The sequence below is a fragment of the Izhakiella capsodis genome (assembly GCF_900115045.1).
GTDB classification, from domain to species: domain Bacteria; phylum Pseudomonadota; class Gammaproteobacteria; order Enterobacterales; family Enterobacteriaceae; genus Izhakiella; species Izhakiella capsodis.
Genome location: NZ_FOVC01000001.1, coordinates 248788 through 265807, shown reverse-complemented (window position 1 = coordinate 265807; position 17020 = coordinate 248788). Strand labels below are relative to the sequence as shown.

Here is a 17020-nt window from a genome sequence, read left to right as displayed (position 1 = left end):
AAGTTATGTTCCTGCTGCGATTAGGACTAAGGTTTTGTGCAGCTAATAGGCTGAACGACAATCGAAAAGTCTCCCATTCTGAAAAATTTTCATCTTTCAGAGATCAAAGACTTAGCGAAAGGATCATATTTATTTATTTACTGAACTTTGCGACAGCTGCCGGGATATTTGAACAGATACTTCTTGCCAGCCCTGTCCTAAAGTCTTGACCAATGCGTCGTAGCCATCGTGATGCTGTGGCAGCACCAGATCAAACCCTCGACGCTCAATCTGATCTCCCTGCTGTAACACCCAGTCCCCACTGACAATCACTTTACCATCGTAGCGTCCCTGGAATCCCGTAACGTTAACACTAAGCGTATCAGGACGTGTGCCCAACGGTAGGGCAGATATAACTCTACCAGGGAGTTGAGCTGATAAGTTGCTTACCAGTGCCTGTTTGAGCTGTTGATCAAGCGGGCTGGCCCAGAGATGGCTGACCGCAATCACATATTTAACGCTGCTGGTCTGGTACACCACACCATTGCCGGATAAATAGTCCGGCATCGTGACGCGGTCCACCCAAAGAGCCGGACTGGCACCAGTAGTATTTTGCAGTTGGGCACTGACCGGTGATACTGTCAGCGGGATCTGATAGTACGCTGGCGACAAAGAGTTGCCGCAAGCGCTCAGGATGAGCGTCACCAATAACACAGGGAGGCATTTCATCATTTATTTGCCCTCTTTGGTTGAGGATCATGACCCGGTTTAGCCTCGAACACTAACGCGTTGCTCTTAGTATTCAACGTACGCAGTACCGGTTGTAACTCACGTAATACCTGATCCAGGCGCTGCATATCTGACATAATACGGTTGTACGCCGGTGAGCCAGGTTGCACTCCCCGCAGGCTACGATTAACCTCTCGCAGCGTCTGCTGCATGTCCGCCGGCAGTTTCTGCATTTCCTGGCTACTGATAATTTTATTGAGACCACTCAGCGTGCGATCCAAATTTTGCATGGAACGCTGACTTTGTTTCAGTGTCCTTGTTGCCTCATTTATCATCGGATCAATTGGCAGATTGTTGATCTTATCCAGCACTCTCATTAGCTTTTGCTGGATCTGATTCAAACCGCCATCAATAGTCGGGATAATCTCGTAGCCAGCCACTGAAGCAGGACCCTTGTAGGCCTTCGCATTTTGATAGAAGTCAAGGTCAACATAGAGCGCCCCAGTCAGTATATTGCCGGTTTTCAGCGAAGCACGCAGCCCTTGTTGTATCCCGGTTTCCAGATGCTGCTTAATGTTAAAATCTTTGCCCAGCATGCTGCGGAAACGGTCAGGCTCAATGCGGATCAGAACCGGAATACGGTAATCATTATCCAGCCTCTGCACTACGGGCATCGATCTGAATGGCACTTCGGTAACGGTGCCAAGGCGAATGCCGCGAAACTCAACGGGTGCCCCGGGCTGCAAGCCTCTGATCGACTGATCGAAGAACATCAGGAAGTTCTGATGCTCGGTATAAAGTGAATCCTGAATGCTACGCTGATCGTCGAACAGACGATATTCGGCATTATTGTGTGCCAGCTGGCCCAGATCCCATCCCGAAGGCACATCAAAACTCACCCCGCCGCTGAACAACGTAGTCAGCGAACCCATTTCGACGCGCATACCTGAAGCCGACATATCCACGGCTATACCGCTATCTTTCCAGAAACGCACGTTAGTGGTGACCAGCCGATCATAGGGGGCGTTAATGAACAATTGATAAGTCATCATGCGCTTTTCGGTATCAAAGTGAGCCGTCTCCACAGAACCGACCCGGTAGCCACGAAACAACACCGGATCACCGGGGTTCAACTGACCGGCCTTATCACTGTCCAGGGTAATATGTATCCCTTTTGCATCCGGTGACGCCAAAGGCGGAGCATCCAGCAGATTATACTCAGTAGCTTCACCGCCCTTACTGCCGGGCTGCAATTCAATATAAGCACCTGACAGCAGCGTACCCAGGCCGCTGATGCCTGAACGGCTAATCGTCGGTTTTACTACCCAGAAAACGCTATCACTATGCAACAGCTTTCCCATTCCCGAATTAAGACGCGCGGTGATCTTTACATGATGTAAATCATCAGTGAGCTCGGCACTCTCAACAATGCCAATGTCAACGCTGCGGCTTTTTATCGCCGTTTTACCCCCTTCAATACCTTCGGCATTAGTCGTAATCAGCGTGACTTCCGGCCCCTGATGACTGTAATGCCAGAACAGGATCCACCCACCAATCAGCAGAGTTACAATAGGGACGATCCATACCGGTGACCAGCGTCTGATCTGCTCTATCTGGGCCGAGCTCTGATTATTCTCCTGCAATTTCCAGCTCCTTCCCGTTTTTCCTGGCGTAATGCTCTCGATCCCACGTCAGGCGAGGATCGAAGGTCATCGACGCAATCATGGTCAAAATCACTACGAGAGCAAACAGTAGCGCGCCGATAGCCGGATAAATATTCATCAGCTGCCCGATCCTCACCAGCGCGGAGAGAATAGCAATGACAAAAACGTCAATCATCGACCAGCGACCAACAAACTCCACCACCTCATAAATTAAATGCATTTTTTCACTGTCCCGACGACCATAACCTGCCGCATCCCAACATAGCCAACCTATCGCCAGCATTTTTAGTGATGGCACCATAATACTGGCAATAAAAATAACCAGCGCTACCGGATAAGATCCCTCCCCCCACAGTAGCACCACACCCGCCATAATTGTCGAGGTGAACTTAGAACCCAATGCCTGAGTCACCATGATTGGCAATAAGTTAGCCGGGATATACAGCATCAATGAAGTCAGCAGCAGCGCCAGTGTCCACTGCAGGCTGTAGCGCCGACGTACAAAGCCGCGCGTATGGCATCGGGGGCAGATGATTTGCTCCGCCGGAAGTATCGCGGCACAACAGCGACAGGAGCGCAACTGTTGTTGCAGTCCGCTAACGCCCGGCATCGGTGCACGCGGCAGCGCTGGCAGTGGCGCAACCTCCTGCCATAACACGCGCTTATCAATGCACATAAAAGCACGGAGCTGTAGCAGGCAAAACAAACACCAGGGAAAAAAACTGGTTCCTAAGCCGATATCGCCGTAGGCCATCAGTTTAACGAAACTGACCAGAACGCCGACGAGAAAAATCTCTGCCATTCCCCAGCTCCTAAGGTGAAACAGCAGTCTGGTCATCGCTCGCTTCCATGTCAGCGGCAAGCCAACCCGGTTTACCAGTAGCAAAATAGTGAGCATACATAGCGCAGGCACACCCTGAACCAGTATCAAAAATAGCGTTGCCAGGCTAGCGTAATCTTCATCGATCATCACTTCGGGAATACGCCACAATGTGATCTGACTGCTGAGACCGGCAACATGCATGCTGATAAAAGGAAAAAGATTCGCCAGCAACAACATAAACAAGGCCGCAAGCGTATAGCCAGTCGAGCGCTTACGGTTATCGCGCCAGCGTGTCAGCAGCGTAGCGTGACAACGTGGGCAGCGTGCTTTCTGCCCCGGCAGCAGCACCGGAATATGGGTCATCAAATCGCACTGCGGGCAGAGTATCCATTCTTCCGCTGGCTGTGATGCACACATGCATCTCTCCTGTGGATTATTCGCTGTTTTTAAGCGATTCAAGATACTCCCAGCGTTCAAAGGCCGCGTCCAGTCTCTTCTCGGCCTCGGTCAGCGCATCCAGTACTGGCTGCGTGACGTTGTGAGGCTGATTAAAGAAGGTGGAGGCGCTCACCTCTGACTGTAACTCTGAGATCGCCAGTTCCAACGTTTCCAGCTGTTCGGGTAGCAGTTCAAGTTCGCGTTGCAAGTTGTAGCTCAACTTACTGGTACTGCGTTTTACCATTTCGCCCTTAGGCGTCTCGTTTTTGCTTGTCGGTACAGCAGTCGTTTTGACTGGCTGGCGCGATTGTTTCCAGGCTGCCCGCTGCATCTGCGCATCATGATAGCCGCCAACAAAAGTACCGATTTCCCCCTGGCCCTCAAAAATCCAGCATTCGGTCACGGTATTATCGACGAATTGACGATCGTGGCTGACCAGCAGCACTGTCCCTTGATAGCCTTCGATCAACTCCTCCAGCAGCTCCAGCGTTTCAACATCAAGATCGTTAGTTGGCTCATCGAGGATCAGTAGATTACTGGGTTTAAGAAAAAGTTTCGCCAGTAAAAGGCGGTTACGCTCACCGCCAGACAGCGCGCGCACAGGCGTCATCGCTCGTTTAGGGTGGAAGAGAAAATCCTGCAAATAACCCAGTACGTGGCGAGGCTTCCCGTTAACGGTCACCTCCTGCTTACCTTCGGCCAGGTTATCCATCACCGTGCGATCCGGATCGAGTTCAGCCCGATGCTGATCGAAATATGCAACTTCCAGTTTCGTACCGCAGTGTACCCGCCCACTGTCCGCTTTTAATTGTCCAAGCATAATACGTAATAGCGTCGTTTTACCGCAGCCATTTGGACCAATCAGTGCGATCTTATCGCCACGCAAAACCTGAGTGGAAAAATCTTTCACCAGTGTCTTTTCCGGTGTGCTGTAATTAACCTGCTCCAGCTCAAAAACGATTTTGCCAGAGCGACTGGCTTCACCCACCTGCATATTAGCTTTACCCATCACTTCGCGGCGCTCAGATCGCTCACGTCGTAATGCTTTCAAAGCCCGTACCCGTCCTTCATTACGCGTGCGGCGGGCTTTGATGCCCTGACGAATCCACACCTCCTCCTGCGCCAGCTTGCGATCGAACTCGGCGTTTTGCATCTCTTCCACCCGCAGGGCTTCCTCTTTTCCGCTGAGATAAAGATCGTAATCCCCCGGCCAGGAAACCAGTTTGCCGCGATCGAGATCAACAATGCGCGTCGCCATATTACGGATAAAAGAGCGATCGTGTGAGATGAAAACAATACTGCCCTGGAAGCCTTTAAGAAAGCCTTCGAGCCAGTCGATCGTTTCGATGTCAAGATGGTTGGTTGGCTCGTCGAGCAGCAGTACACGTGGGTTGCTGACCAGTGCGCGGCCAAGAGCGGCCTTACGCAACCAGCCGCCGGATAAGGAAGAAAGCGGCATATCTGGCTGCAAACCAATTTGCTGGAGGACATCGTTGATGCGACTTTCCAGCTGCCAGAGATTTTGATGATCGAGAATGCTTTGCAGACGCGCCATTTCATTCAGATTTTTTTCGCTGGCGTCATGCATAACCGCATGAGAAATGGCATGATAGGCTTTCAGATATTTCGCCTGTTCTTCAACACCTTCAGCCACGAAGTCATAAACCGAGCCGACAATATCGCGCGGCGGATCTTGCTGCAAACGGGCCACAATCAGATCGTTTTCATAGACTATGCGTCCATCATCCAGCGGCTGCTCCCGGTTAATAATCTTCATCAATGTCGATTTACCGGCGCCGTTGCGGCCTACCAGACAAACCCGCTCATTGTCTTCGATATGCAACTCGGTATTATCTAACAGCGGCGCATCGCTGAACGACAGCCACGCGCCATGAATACTAATCAGTGACATTAATTGGTTTCCTTGCCAGCGTGCTGAATCAGCCAGCAGTTATGTATCTGGCGGTTACGGGCGAAGTCTTGCGACTGGGTCTGCGCCGTAATCTCTTTAGCCTGCAGACCGAGAGCGCTCAACCCGTCTCGATCCATTTTAAAACCCCGGCGATTATTGGAAAACATAATCGTGCCACCGCGCCGCAGCATGCGCTTAAGATCGGTCATTAGCCGCAGATGATCCCGCTGAACGTCAAAACTATCTTCCATACGTTTTGAATTAGAGAAGGTCGGCGGATCGATAAAAATAAGGTCAAACTGCTCATCGGTTTCGCTCATCCAACCGAGGCAATCTGCCTGCATCAGTCGGTGCTGACGTCCTGTCAGGCCATTGAGCCTCAGGTTACGTTCAGCCCATTCCAGATAAGTACGGGACATATCTACCGTGGTGGTGGAACGTGCACCGCCCAGCCCGGCGTGAACGCTGGCGCTGCCGGTATAGCCAAACAGATTGAGAAAATCTTTACCCTTGCTCATTTCCCCCAACATACGCCGGGCGATACGATGATCGAGAAACAGGCCAGTGTCCAGATAATCCGTCAGATTAACCCACAGGCGGGCACCATATTCACGGACTTCGAGGCTGTCGCCCTTGCCACTTAGCTTCTGATACTGGTTTTTACCTTTTTGCTTTTCACGGGTTTTCAGCACCAGTCGATTAGCGGGAATCTCCAGCACTGACAGCGTGGCAGAGATAGCGTCGAACAGCCGCTGGCGCGCACGAGCCGCATCAATAGTCTTAGGCGCGGCATACTCCTGAATCACCACCCAGTCGGCATAGCGATCAACAGCAACGTTGTATTCCGGCAGGTCAGCATCGTATAACCGATAGCAATCTATACCTTCCTGGTTCGCCCATTTATCGATTTTTTTCAGGTTTTTACGTAGCCGGTTTGCGTAATCTGCCGCGATTTCTGCAGGCGCCGTCTCGCCACTCGTATTACTGGCAGTGAGGCGATAATTTTTTTGTATACAATCCAGTGGGCCATTTTTAGCTTTAAACTGCCGGTCGGCGCGCAGCTGAAGGCAACTTAGCAAATCGACGGAGGCGCTGAATAACGACAGTTGCCAGCCGCCGAAATACTGTTTTAAGCGACGGCCCAGCTGGCTGTGCAGCGCAATCAGCGCGGGTTCGCTGTCCAGTCGTTCACCGTAAGGTGGGTTGCTTACCACGGTTCCAACCGGCCCCTCTGGCAGCGGATGAGTCAGATTTATTACATCCTGTTTTGTAAAACTCATCAATCCATCAACACCCGCACGACGCGCATTGGCTTTTGCCTGCTCAAGTACCCTGCCATCGTTGTCATAACCAAAGAAACGCGATGTGGTTTCCTGCAAACCGCGGCGAGCACGCACCTGAGCTTCACTGTAAACGCTTTTCCACAGATCGTTGTCAAACTGCGACCAACCGAGAAATCCCCAGTGTTTACGATGCAGCCCCGGAGCGCGGTCACTGGCCATCATAGCGGCCTCAATCAGCAAAGTACCAGAGCCACACATCGGGTCGACCAGTGGCGTGCCGCGCTGCCAGCCGGAACGTAATACAATTGCGGCAGCGAGATTTTCTTTCAACGGTGCCAGGCCCGCCTGCTGGCGATAACCACGCTGATGCAGTCCTTCACCGCTCAGATCGAGCGCAATGCTGGCAGTCTCCTTGTTCAACCAGACGTTGATGCGAATATCAGGCTGCTCGCGGTGAACGTCTGGCCGCGCGAGATTTTTACGCGTGAAGCTGTCAACGATGGCATCTTTGACTTTCAACGCTCCGTACTGACTGTTGCGAATAACCTCATTAGTACCACTAAAATTTACCGCGAAGCTCTTGTCGCCGGTAAAAAGGTGAGTCCAGTTGATGGACTGAACGCCAAGATAAAGATCCAGATCGCTGTAAACGTTACACTCGGTCAGTGGCAGCAAAATACGCGAGGCCAGGCGGCTCCACATCAGCGACTGGTACATCAGACGATCGTCACCCTGATAATGCACGCCGCCCTGGACGACCTGGCATTTTTCAGCGCCCAGCTGCTCCAGTTCAGTTTTTAACAGCTCTTCGAGACCGCGTGCCGTACTGGCAAACAGAGATTTCATAATGTCACTTATCGTCTTCTTAAAAATTGTTGCGCATTATAGCGAATGCGCGTCACATGTCATAAAGTTAGCTTTTTTAGTTTCAATCTGAGCAAGGAGCTTTGATGATCTCGCTATCACGTCTGTTCATCCATCCAATTAAATCTATGCGCGGACTGCACGTTTCGCACGCTCAGGCGCTGGATAGCGGGCTGGCATTCGATCGCACGTTTATGATTAGTGATAATAGCGGAACGTTTCTTACCGCCCGCCAGTTTCCTCAAATGGTACTATTTACACCCGCACTGATGGCTGACGGTCTTTACCTTACCGCGCCGGACGGAAGTAGCGCCGCCATACGTTTTCAGGACTTCCAGCCTCAGGCAGCGCCCACTGAAGTATGGGGCCAGCATTTTACCGCACAGATCGCCCCAGAGATGATAAACAACTGGCTGAGCAACTATTTTCCACGTCCGGTCCAGCTTCGCTGGGTCGGCAAGCAAATGAGTCGCCGTGTCCAAGATTTTGAGCAAGTGCCTCTGGGCTTTGCTGATGGCTTTCCATACTTACTGATCAACGACTCCTCTTTTCGCTATCTGCAGAATAAAGTGCCTGCAGGGATAAAGATTGAACAATTTCGCCCTAATCTGGTCGTAACTGGCGCTGCAGCCTGGGATGAAGACAGTTGGGCGAGCATTCGTATCAGTGACGTGGTATTTGACGTGGCAAAACCTTGCGGGCGTTGCATTCTTACCACCGTCAGCACCGAGCGGGGTCGTCAACATCCGGATGGCGAACCGCTGGCAACCCTGCAAACCTTCCGTTCAGCGGCGGACAACAGCGGAGATATCGATTTTGGTCTTAATCTGGTTGCCCGCAACAGCGGAATACTACGAGTCGGCGACGAGATGCAGGTTCTGACTCGTCAATCGCCCCGGATTTACGTTGCAGGCAAGCCGACAGAATCATTGCAAGCGGATACAGATGAGCCACAGGAAGTGACGATTCACTTTCAGGGTAAAACGGTCAAAGGCAACAATCAGCAGGTTTTGCTGGAACAGCTGGAGATGCATGGATTTCGTGTCCCTTACTCCTGCCGCGCAGGAATTTGCGGGTGCTGCCGCATGAGATTGATATCCGGGAAGGTGAAATCAATGAAACAGGGTGCCGTTGACGACGATGGCACTATTTTGTCGTGCAGCTGTATTCCTGCAGGCGATCTGAGCCTGGCTTGAGAAACGCGGTTTTTCAAACGGCGCGATCGTAACGTAACGCGCCGGCCTGCAACGAGGGTATCAGGCGGTCATGCATTACCTTGATGGCATCGCCCAGAACCATTGAACGTCCGGCGACCATAAGCTTTGGCTGCGCCAACAGGCAAAGCGCAGCATTCTCACCGTTTTCAATCACAAGAAGCTCAACCCGTGCGCCGTTTTCACAGAGCGTTACGGCGACACGATCACCTGATTCAGGACTGAGGCTTTGCGACTGCGAAACAAAATGCCAGCTTTTGGGCATCAGGGGCTTCAGAAAACGTAATGCCACCAGCGCATTCAATATCAGCTCAGCGCGCTGATCGGGGCTTAATCCGCAATGACGGCACTTTTCTTCAAAAATAAAATAAAGTGCGGCGTCATCAACACAGAAGTGACTTTCAGTGAAAGCATCCGGTGTTAACATTTTACGCGAAAAACGTGAGCGAAAAAGCATGCCATCAGCCAAATCCAGCATCATTCTTTCCTGCTTGTCGTCGTAAAACCAACGCCAGTTATCGTCAGGTTTAATCCTCATGATGTGCTCTATGCCCTAAATTAAAAAAATAGTTACAAATTTATCGCTTTCGGCCCTTAAAATCGCTTGTATTAATCGATATTTAATTTCCGAAGGCCAACGGCAATAAAATAACAATAAACAGAATAAAATATAAACGAGCCAGAGGTTAAAATAAAGCCCCTGAACACGTTAACTAAGAATTAGCTTAGAGGTGGTTCACAATTTGTTTTATCAGCGAGGGACCTTTATAAATAAATCCGGAATAAATTTGCACCAGTGACGACCCGGCAGCAATTTTCTCCCGGGCCGCCAATAACGAATCAATACCGCCAACGCCAATAATAGGAAGCTTACCCTGCAACTCTTTCGCCAGACGACGAATAATCTCAGTAGAGCGAAGCTGTACAGGACGACCGCTCATTCCGCCCACTTCATCGGCATATTTTAATCCCTGCACCAGGCTACGGTCGAGGGTAGTATTAGTGGCGATGACACCATCGATATTATGTCGGATCAAACTATCGGCTACCTGGATCAATTCCGCCTCGGAAAGATCAGGGGCGATCTTAACAACGATGGGAACATATTTATGGTGCCTGACTTCAAGCGCGTTTTGTTTATTTTTAATCGCGCTTAATAGATCATCCAATGCATCACCATATTGAAGCGCACGTAATCCTGGGGTATTGGGTGAAGATATATTAATAGCAATGTAACCCGCATAAGGATAAATTTTGTCCATGCAAATTAAATAATCATCCTTCCCCTGCTCTACCGGCGTGTTTTTGTTCTTACCGATATTGATACCCAATACTCCGTCGAAGCGCGCTTTTTTGACATTTTCGACCAGATGATCGACGCCCAAGTTATTGAATCCCATGCGGTTTATAATACCTTCAGCTTCCAGCAGCCTGAACATCCTGGGTTTTTCGTTGCCCGCCTGAGGAAGCGGCGTAACGGTACCTATTTCGATAAACCCAAACCCCATCGCGGCAAACGCATCAATACATTCACCATTTTTATCCAGTCCGGCTGCCAGCCCTAAAGGATTTTTGAAGCTAAGGCCCATGCACTTCACAGATCGTCCAGTAGTCGACTGGTGGATTAATCTTTCGAACGGTGTGCCGCTAATAATGCGTAGTTGTTTAAAGGTTAAATCATGCGCCAGTTCTGGATTGAGCCGAAACAATGCCTGTCGGATGAGAGGGTAGAACATGTAATCTCCTGAATTCCCGATACGAATCGGGACGAGATTATCCGCTATACCGGACTAAAATAAAATGTCCTGCCGCAAAAGAACCAAACGTTTGCGTCCCTCAGGCTTCAGCCTGGTATTAATAGGAACAATTCATTTCAGCCAGGCCGAACGGCCTGCCATAACCTGTGACCGTGGATCTATCAGGATGAAGCAATGGCGGCTGGTTCAGGAGTATCAATGCGAATGGTTACATTGACGAGAAGTCAGGATTGGTAAACTTTCTGCCTGCGGGATTACTGAGTGCCAGCGTTGCCACTCACATTACTGGCCTAAGATGAAGTTTTGCAAAGTACACCGGCTTTTTCTCTGGATCACTTGCATCTAAAACTTTATTTGTGGACCAACTAAAAATGTTGTTCAATTTGCCGTCAACGTGCGCCGGAACATAAAATATCCTGCCGTAGGCAGCTAATAACCATCTGAATCAGATGGCTGGTGGTCACTCTGCAATTAAAGATAATTATTGTCCCTCTGAGAGAACCTGAAAGAGAAGGAAAAAGGACATGCGTATTTATTCCGGATGATGGACTTTATCGTCAGCAGAATTAGCGTTAATTTGCCCCGCCGATAGCCCCCCGCGTCCTGACCGGTTCAACGTATATTTGCTTTTTTCGTTATTAATTAAGGGCGCCATAAAGGCAAGGCGCCCTGATCGACTATACAATCAAGCACTTAGCGCGCGGGAGATCTTCTCATAGAGATCGCCTGACAGCTTATCCAACCCCTGTAGCTGCTCCAACGCCTGGCGCATTAATCCCTGACGCTCACGATCATAACGTTTTAGACGAATCAACGGTTCAATCATACGCGCCGCAACTTGTGGATTACGACTGTTAAGATCCGTTAGGATCTCGACGAGGAACTGATAACCGCTGCCGTCACGAGCATGGAATGCCGCCGGGTTCGCTGAGGCAAACGCGCCAATCAATGAGCGAATGCGGTTAGGGTTGCTCAGAGAGAATGAACGATGCGTCATTAGTGCCCGCACTTGCCCCAGTACGCCTGCCGCCGGGCTGGTCGCCTGAAGAACAAACCATTTATCCATCACCAGCCCATCCTGATGCCAGCGTTCGTCGAAAGCCGCCATTAGCGCATCTTTACAAGGGAGCTGAGCCGCTACCGCCGCTGATAGTGCCGCCAGCGCATCGGTCATATTATTCGCCTGATCGTATTGCCTGCGTACCCGCGCATCAGCCTGCGCGGATTCACCAAAGGCCAGATAGCTCAGGCAGACGTTTTTCAGCGACCGTTTGCCGATGTCAGCATGCTCAATGTGATAAGCATCAAGCTGATTAGCGTTGTACACCGCCAGCCATTCATCAGCCAGCTCGAACGCCAGTGTTTGCTGCAATGCATGGCGCACTGCGGCAATCGCCTCGGGATCGATGGTGCTGAACAACTCGGCGATTTCATTTTCTCCCGGCAGCGTGAGTATCAATGCCATTAACGCGGGATCGCTATTTTCATCAAGAAGGACTGCACGAAAAGCATCTGCCACATGCAGTGGCAACGAAAGAGGCTGCTGCTGCTGATAACGCGCAACATTGAGTTTGATATAGGTCGCCAGCAGACTTTGGGCAGCATCCCAGCGAGAAAAATCATTACGCGCATGGCACATAAGAAAAGTAAGCTGCGCATCGCTCCAATTGTAGTCAAGTTTTACTGGTGCAGAAAACTCACGCAGCAGCGAAGGTACGGGCAGGGAATGGACATTGTCGAATATAAAGCTCTGGCACGCTTCGGTTACGTTTAACACATGATGTACCGGATGGCCATTGTGCTGCAAAGGAATGACGATTCCTTCGTTATCGTACAGTTCAATGTCCAGTGGGATATGTAAAGGCCGCTTTTCTTTCTGATCAGCCGTCGGCGGCGTCATTTGCTGCACATGCAGCGTATACTGCGCCAGCTCAGGGTTATAATCGTCGCGCACTGTCAGTATCGGCGTTCCTGACTGGCTGTACCAAAGGCGGAATTGGGAGAGATCTACATTAGAGGCATCTTCCATCGCCTGAACAAAATCATCACAGGTAGCCGCGCTGCCGTCATGACGTTCAAAATAGAGTGCCATCCCTTTCTGAAAGTTTTCTTCACCCAGCAGGGTATGCATCATACGAATAACTTCCGAGCCTTTCTCATAAACGGTGAGCGTATAGAAGTTATTCATCTCGATCACCTGATCCGGTCGAATCGGATGAGCCATTGGGCTTGCATCTTCGGCAAACTGGGCACCGCGCAATACGCGCACGTTGTCTATGCGATTAACCGCCCGCGATCCGAGGTCTGAGCTAAACTCCTGATCGCGGAATACCGTCAGGCCCTCTTTCAAGCTCAGTTGGAACCAGTCGCGGCAAGTCACGCGATTCCCCGTCCAGTTATGGAAATATTCGTGGCCGATTACCGCCTCGATACCAAGATAATCTTTATCAGTCGCGGTCGCGGCTTTCGCCAGCACGTATTTTGAATTAAAGACGTTAAGGCCTTTATTTTCCATCGCGCCCATATTAAAAAAATCAACGGCGACAATCATAAAAATATCGAGATCATATTCAAGATTGAAACGCTGTTCATCCCACTTCATGCTGTTCTTGAGCGAAGTCATCGCCCAGTCGGCACGGTCAATGTTGCCCCGGTCGACGAAAATTTCCAGCGCCACATCGCGACCTGAGCGCGTGCGAAAACTATCGCGCAATACGTCGAAATCACCGGCTACAAGAGCAAACAGATAGCATGGTTTAGGAAAGGGATCCTGCCATTTAACCCAGTGCCTGCCCTGCTCCAGATCGCCACCGTCAATACAATTGCCATTAGATAACAGATACGGATAGCGTGACTTATCAGCGTGAATCGTCGTGGTGAAACGTGCCAGCACGTCCGGCCGATCGGGATAAAAAGTGATATGGCGAAAACCTTCAGCTTCACATTGTGTACACAAAGCTTCGCCCGACTGGTAAAGCCCTTCTAATGCGGTGTTCTTATCCGGGTGGATGATATTCACAATTTTTAGCGTGAAATCCTCTGGCAGACCGCTGATTAACAGCCCGCCGTCCACCAGCTCATAATTGCTCCACGGCTGACCGTCAACGTCAATTGCCGTGAGCGTTAAATCTTCGCCATCCAGTTTTAACGGCCCCCCTCTGTTACCCAGACGCTTAACCCGACTAACTGCCGTCACCTGCGTGCGAGCAGGGGCTAAATCAAAGGTTAAATCGATATCAGTGATGGTATAGTTCGGGGCAAGGTAGTCGTGGCGATATTTGGCTTGCGGCAGTTGAGTCATATGGCTTTCTCTTTGCGTTATATAAGTCGTTTGACGTAAGTCTATTCTGGTTATCGCCAGCTTGCTATTGCTGAATCGTTATCCAGGCTGCAATTCATAGTTATTGATACAATTACTTAACAAAGGCACAGAATGTTCTCGACCTGCTGAATGCTTTTTGTTGTGATCGGATTCACTCTTTAAAGAAACGGGTTATACTTCGCCGTCTTTTATTTGAAACCAGGGACAACGCTCTTAGCCAGAGGATGCTGAAACGCAACCATGACACGACACGCTCCCCCTATAATTCAGAGTCTACTGGACACCGATGCCTATAAGCTGCATATGCAGCAGGCCGTTTTCCATCGCTACCTGTCGGTAACGGTAACGGCAGAGTTCCGTTGCCGTGGCGACGATCTGCTCGGTTTTTACGCCGACGAGATTTCTGCCAGCATCGAAAACATGCGCAGTCTGGCACTCAGCGAGGAGGAGTATCGCTGGCTGGCGTCGCTGCCTTTTTTTCATCGGGACTACCTGGATTGGCTGCGGACTTTTCGCTATGATCCAACGCAGGTCAACGTACGTAATCATCAGGGAAAACTTGATATTCGTATCAGCGGTCCCTGGCTTGAGGTTATACTTTGGGAAGTACCGCTGCTAGCGCTGATCAGCGAAATTGTTCATCGTCATCGATCGCCCGCAGTGACGGTCGAACAAGCGGTCGAACGCCTGCAAGTAAAACTTGACGACTTCCAGCAACAAGCGCACGGCATGGACATGAGCCGCTTCAAACTCATGGATTTCGGCACTCGTCGACGCTTTTCCCGGGAAGTGCAGTTTGCGATCGTCAGTACGCTTAAAACCGATTTTCCCTGGCTGGTTGGTACCAGCAACTACGATCTCGCTCGTCGACTTCAGCTGACACCGGTTGGCACTCAGGCGCACGAGTGGTTTCAGGCGCACCAGCAAATTAGCCCGGTGCTGGCTAACAGTCAGCGTGCAGCATTAGAAGCGTGGCTGGCGGAGTATCCCGATCAGCTAGGTATTGCACTGACAGACTGCATCACGATGGATGCTTTTTTACGTGATTTCGGCCTGGCCTATGCTCGCCAGTACCAAGGTTTACGTCATGACTCCGGCGACCCGGTAGAATGGGGCGAAAAAGCCATCGCGCATTACCAGAAGCTGGGTATCGATCCGCAAACCAGAACGCTGGTTTTTTCCGACAATCTTGATCTGAACAAAGCATTAGATCTTTATCGTCATTTCGGCCAACGCGCTAACGTTATTTTTGGTATAGGCACACGGCTGACGTGTGACATTCCGTTAGTTAACCCTTTAAATATTGTCATAAAACTTATTGAGTGCAACGGCAAACCAGTAGCCAAACTTTCAGACAGTCCAGGCAAAACAATTTGCCACGATAAAGCCTTTGTGCGTGCATTGCACAAAGCATTCAATTTACCACTGGTAAAAAAAGCCAGTTGATATCGGGCACCCTCACTCGGGTGCCGGTAGCCTTCCCTGCTATCCGACATAATTCTCCGCCTGTCGGCGTCAAATCTGCTTGTGTCCTGACAGTCGTCAAGTAACATAGCAATACCCTGAAATATGGGATCTATTTTATAACTGACCTAATAGAGAGAAAACTTATGAGCGTTGTGCCTGTAGCGGACGTACTGCAAGGTCGCGTTACGGTTGACAGTGAAGTCACCGTGCGCGGCTGGGTACGTACCCGAAGAGATTCAAAAGCCGGTATTTCTTTTGTCGCTGTCTATGACGGCTCCTGCTTTAATCCTGTTCAGGCGGTCATAAATCATTCTCTGATTAATTACCAGGATGAAGTGCTGCGTCTGACTACCGGCTGCTCAGTGGTGATTAGCGGTAAAGTCGTGGAGTCTCCGGGGGAAGGACAAAGCTACGAGTTGCAGGCGACAAACGTTGAGGTAATCGGTTGGGTGGATGATCCGGATACCTACCCAATGGCGGCCAAACGCCACAGTATTGAATACCTGCGCGAAGTTGCACATTTACGCCCACGGACGAATCTGATAGGCGCTTGTGCTCGCGTACGACATACGCTGGCTCAGGCGCTCCATCGCTTTTTTGACGAGCAGGGCTATTTTTGGGTTTCAACGCCCGTTATCACCGCGTCGGATACGGAAGGCGCGGGTGAAATGTTTCGCGTTTCAACTCTGGATTTGGAAAATTTGCCGCGCACACCGCAAGGTAACGTGGATTTTTCCGAAGACTTTTTCGGTAAGGAAGCATTCCTTACTGTATCGGGTCAGCTCAATGCGGAAACCTACGCTTGCGCCCTGTCAAAAGTTTACACATTTGGCCCGACCTTTCGGGCTGAAAACTCAAATACCAGCCGTCATCTTGCTGAATTCTGGATGCTGGAACCTGAGATTGCTTTTGCCGATCTGAACGATGCCGCAGCACTGGCAGAAAAGATGCTGAAATATGTCTTTAACGCCGTACTGACGGAACGTGCCGATGACATGGCATTCTTTGCTGAGCGCGTTGATAAAGAGGCCGTTACCCGACTACAGCGTTTTGTCGCTACCGACTTTGCTCAGGTGGACTATACCGACGCCGTAACCATTCTGGAAAACTGTGGCGAAACGTTCGAAAACCCGGTCTATTGGGGAGTGGATTTAGCCTCAGAGCACGAACGCTATCTGGCGGAGAAACATTTTAAAGCGCCGGTGGTGGTAAAAAACTATCCGAAAGACATCAAAGCCTTTTATATGCGACTTAATGACGACGGAAAAACCGTCGCAGCAATGGATGTGCTGGCGCCGGGTATTGGCGAGATCATCGGCGGCTCTCAACGTGAAGAACGCCTTGATACGCTTGATCAGCGACTGGCCGAAATGGGGCTGAATAAGGAAGATTATTGGTGGTATCGCGATTTACGTCGTTACGGTACTGTGCCTCATGCTGGCTTTGGATTAGGTTTTGAGCGTTTGATTGCCTATGTTACTGGGATACAAAATGTAAGAGATGTTATTCCATTCCCACGTACATCTCGTAGCGCCAGCTTCTAAATCTCCGCATTAATCATAATAAAT

The 17020-nt window shown here is 50.3% G+C and carries 11 protein-coding genes; 3 read left to right on the top strand and 8 right to left on the bottom strand.

Features of this window, described 5'->3' with window-relative positions:
* Nucleotides 1-129 precede the first annotated feature (129 nt).
* From pqiC to rlmKL, 5 genes are read right to left on the bottom strand one after another with little or no spacing between them, the layout of a single operon-like run.
* On the bottom strand, nucleotides 130-711 hold the full coding sequence (gene pqiC / locus BM191_RS01170; RefSeq protein WP_407927837.1) for a membrane integrity-associated transporter subunit PqiC: 582 nt from the start codon (nucleotides 709-711) through the stop codon (nucleotides 130-132).
* Nucleotides 708-2351 (bottom strand): intermembrane transport protein PqiB, encoded by a 1644-nt coding sequence (pqiB, locus tag BM191_RS01165; protein WP_092874028.1) that lies wholly within the window; start codon nucleotides 2349-2351, stop codon nucleotides 708-710. Before pqiB ends, pqiC begins: the two co-directional genes overlap by 4 nt.
* Nucleotides 2338-3612, bottom strand: coding sequence for a membrane integrity-associated transporter subunit PqiA (gene pqiA, locus BM191_RS01160; protein ID WP_092874025.1), 1275 nt, complete (start codon nucleotides 3610-3612; stop codon nucleotides 2338-2340). Before pqiA ends, pqiB begins: the two co-directional genes overlap by 14 nt.
* Before the next feature lie 16 nt (nucleotides 3613-3628).
* Entirely contained in the window at nucleotides 3629-5545 is a 1917-nt protein-coding gene (locus BM191_RS01155) for an ABC transporter ATP-binding protein (RefSeq protein ID WP_092874022.1), read from the bottom strand.
* On the bottom strand, nucleotides 5545-7674 hold the full coding sequence (gene rlmKL / locus BM191_RS01150; protein WP_092874019.1) for a bifunctional 23S rRNA (guanine(2069)-N(7))-methyltransferase RlmK/23S rRNA (guanine(2445)-N(2))-methyltransferase RlmL: 2130 nt from the start codon (nucleotides 7672-7674) through the stop codon (nucleotides 5545-5547). The genes BM191_RS01155 and rlmKL overlap by 1 nt, the downstream gene beginning before the upstream one ends.
* Nucleotides 7675-7778: 104 nt before the next feature.
* On the opposite strand from rlmKL, the gene BM191_RS01145 reads away from it, so the two are divergent.
* Nucleotides 7779-8888: a YcbX family protein gene (locus BM191_RS01145; RefSeq protein WP_092874016.1), complete on the top strand. Its 1110-nt coding sequence runs from the start codon at nucleotides 7779-7781 to the stop codon at nucleotides 8886-8888.
* Nucleotides 8889-8901: 13 nt separating this feature from the next.
* On the opposite strand, the gene BM191_RS01140 is transcribed toward BM191_RS01145, so the two are convergent.
* From BM191_RS01140 to pepN, 3 genes are all read right to left on the bottom strand, one after another.
* On the bottom strand, nucleotides 8902-9444 hold the full coding sequence (locus BM191_RS01140; protein WP_092874013.1) for a cell division protein ZapC: 543 nt from the start codon (nucleotides 9442-9444) through the stop codon (nucleotides 8902-8904).
* Nucleotides 9445-9631: 187 nt separating this feature from the next.
* Nucleotides 9632-10642 (bottom strand): quinone-dependent dihydroorotate dehydrogenase, encoded by a 1011-nt coding sequence (gene pyrD / locus BM191_RS01135; RefSeq protein WP_092874010.1) that lies wholly within the window; start codon nucleotides 10640-10642, stop codon nucleotides 9632-9634.
* A 706-nt stretch (nucleotides 10643-11348) separates the two neighbouring features.
* Nucleotides 11349-13964, bottom strand: coding sequence for an aminopeptidase N (gene pepN, locus BM191_RS01130; RefSeq protein WP_092874007.1), 2616 nt, complete (start codon nucleotides 13962-13964; stop codon nucleotides 11349-11351).
* Between the two features lie 261 nt (nucleotides 13965-14225).
* On the opposite strand from pepN, the gene pncB reads away from it, so the two are divergent.
* The gene (gene pncB, locus BM191_RS01125) at nucleotides 14226-15431 is read left to right on the top strand and encodes a nicotinate phosphoribosyltransferase (RefSeq protein ID WP_092874004.1); all 1206 of its coding nucleotides are present in this window, start codon (nucleotides 14226-14228) and stop codon (nucleotides 15429-15431) included.
* A 164-nt stretch (nucleotides 15432-15595) separates the two neighbouring features.
* Nucleotides 15596-16996: an asparagine--tRNA ligase gene (gene asnS / locus BM191_RS01120; RefSeq protein ID WP_092874001.1), complete on the top strand. Its 1401-nt coding sequence runs from the start codon at nucleotides 15596-15598 to the stop codon at nucleotides 16994-16996.
* Nucleotides 16997-17020 lie beyond the last annotated feature (24 nt).

Excerpts from the sequence above, each read along its gene's own strand:
- pqiC (WP_407927837.1), bottom strand. The coding sequence starts at position 711 with ATGATGAAATGCCTCCCTGTGTTATTGGTGACGCTCATCCTGAGCGCT.
- pqiA (WP_092874025.1), bottom strand. The coding sequence starts at position 3,612 with ATGTGTGCATCACAGCCAGCGGAAGAATGGATACTCTGCCCGCAGTGC.
- BM191_RS01155 (WP_092874022.1), bottom strand. The coding sequence starts at position 5,545 with ATGTCACTGATTAGTATTCATGGCGCGTGGCTGTCGTTCAGCGATGCG.
- rlmKL (WP_092874019.1), bottom strand. The coding sequence starts at position 7,674 with ATGAAATCTCTGTTTGCCAGTACGGCACGCGGTCTCGAAGAGCTGTTA.
- BM191_RS01145 (WP_092874016.1), top strand. The coding sequence starts at position 7,779 with ATGATCTCGCTATCACGTCTGTTCATCCATCCAATTAAATCTATGCGC.
- BM191_RS01140 (WP_092874013.1), bottom strand. The coding sequence starts at position 9,444 with ATGAGGATTAAACCTGACGATAACTGGCGTTGGTTTTACGACGACAAG.
- pyrD (WP_092874010.1), bottom strand. The coding sequence starts at position 10,642 with ATGTTCTACCCTCTCATCCGACAGGCATTGTTTCGGCTCAATCCAGAA.
- pepN (WP_092874007.1), bottom strand. The coding sequence starts at position 13,964 with ATGACTCAACTGCCGCAAGCCAAATATCGCCACGACTACCTTGCCCCG.
- pncB (WP_092874004.1), top strand. The coding sequence starts at position 14,226 with ATGACACGACACGCTCCCCCTATAATTCAGAGTCTACTGGACACCGAT.
- asnS (WP_092874001.1), top strand. The coding sequence starts at position 15,596 with ATGAGCGTTGTGCCTGTAGCGGACGTACTGCAAGGTCGCGTTACGGTT.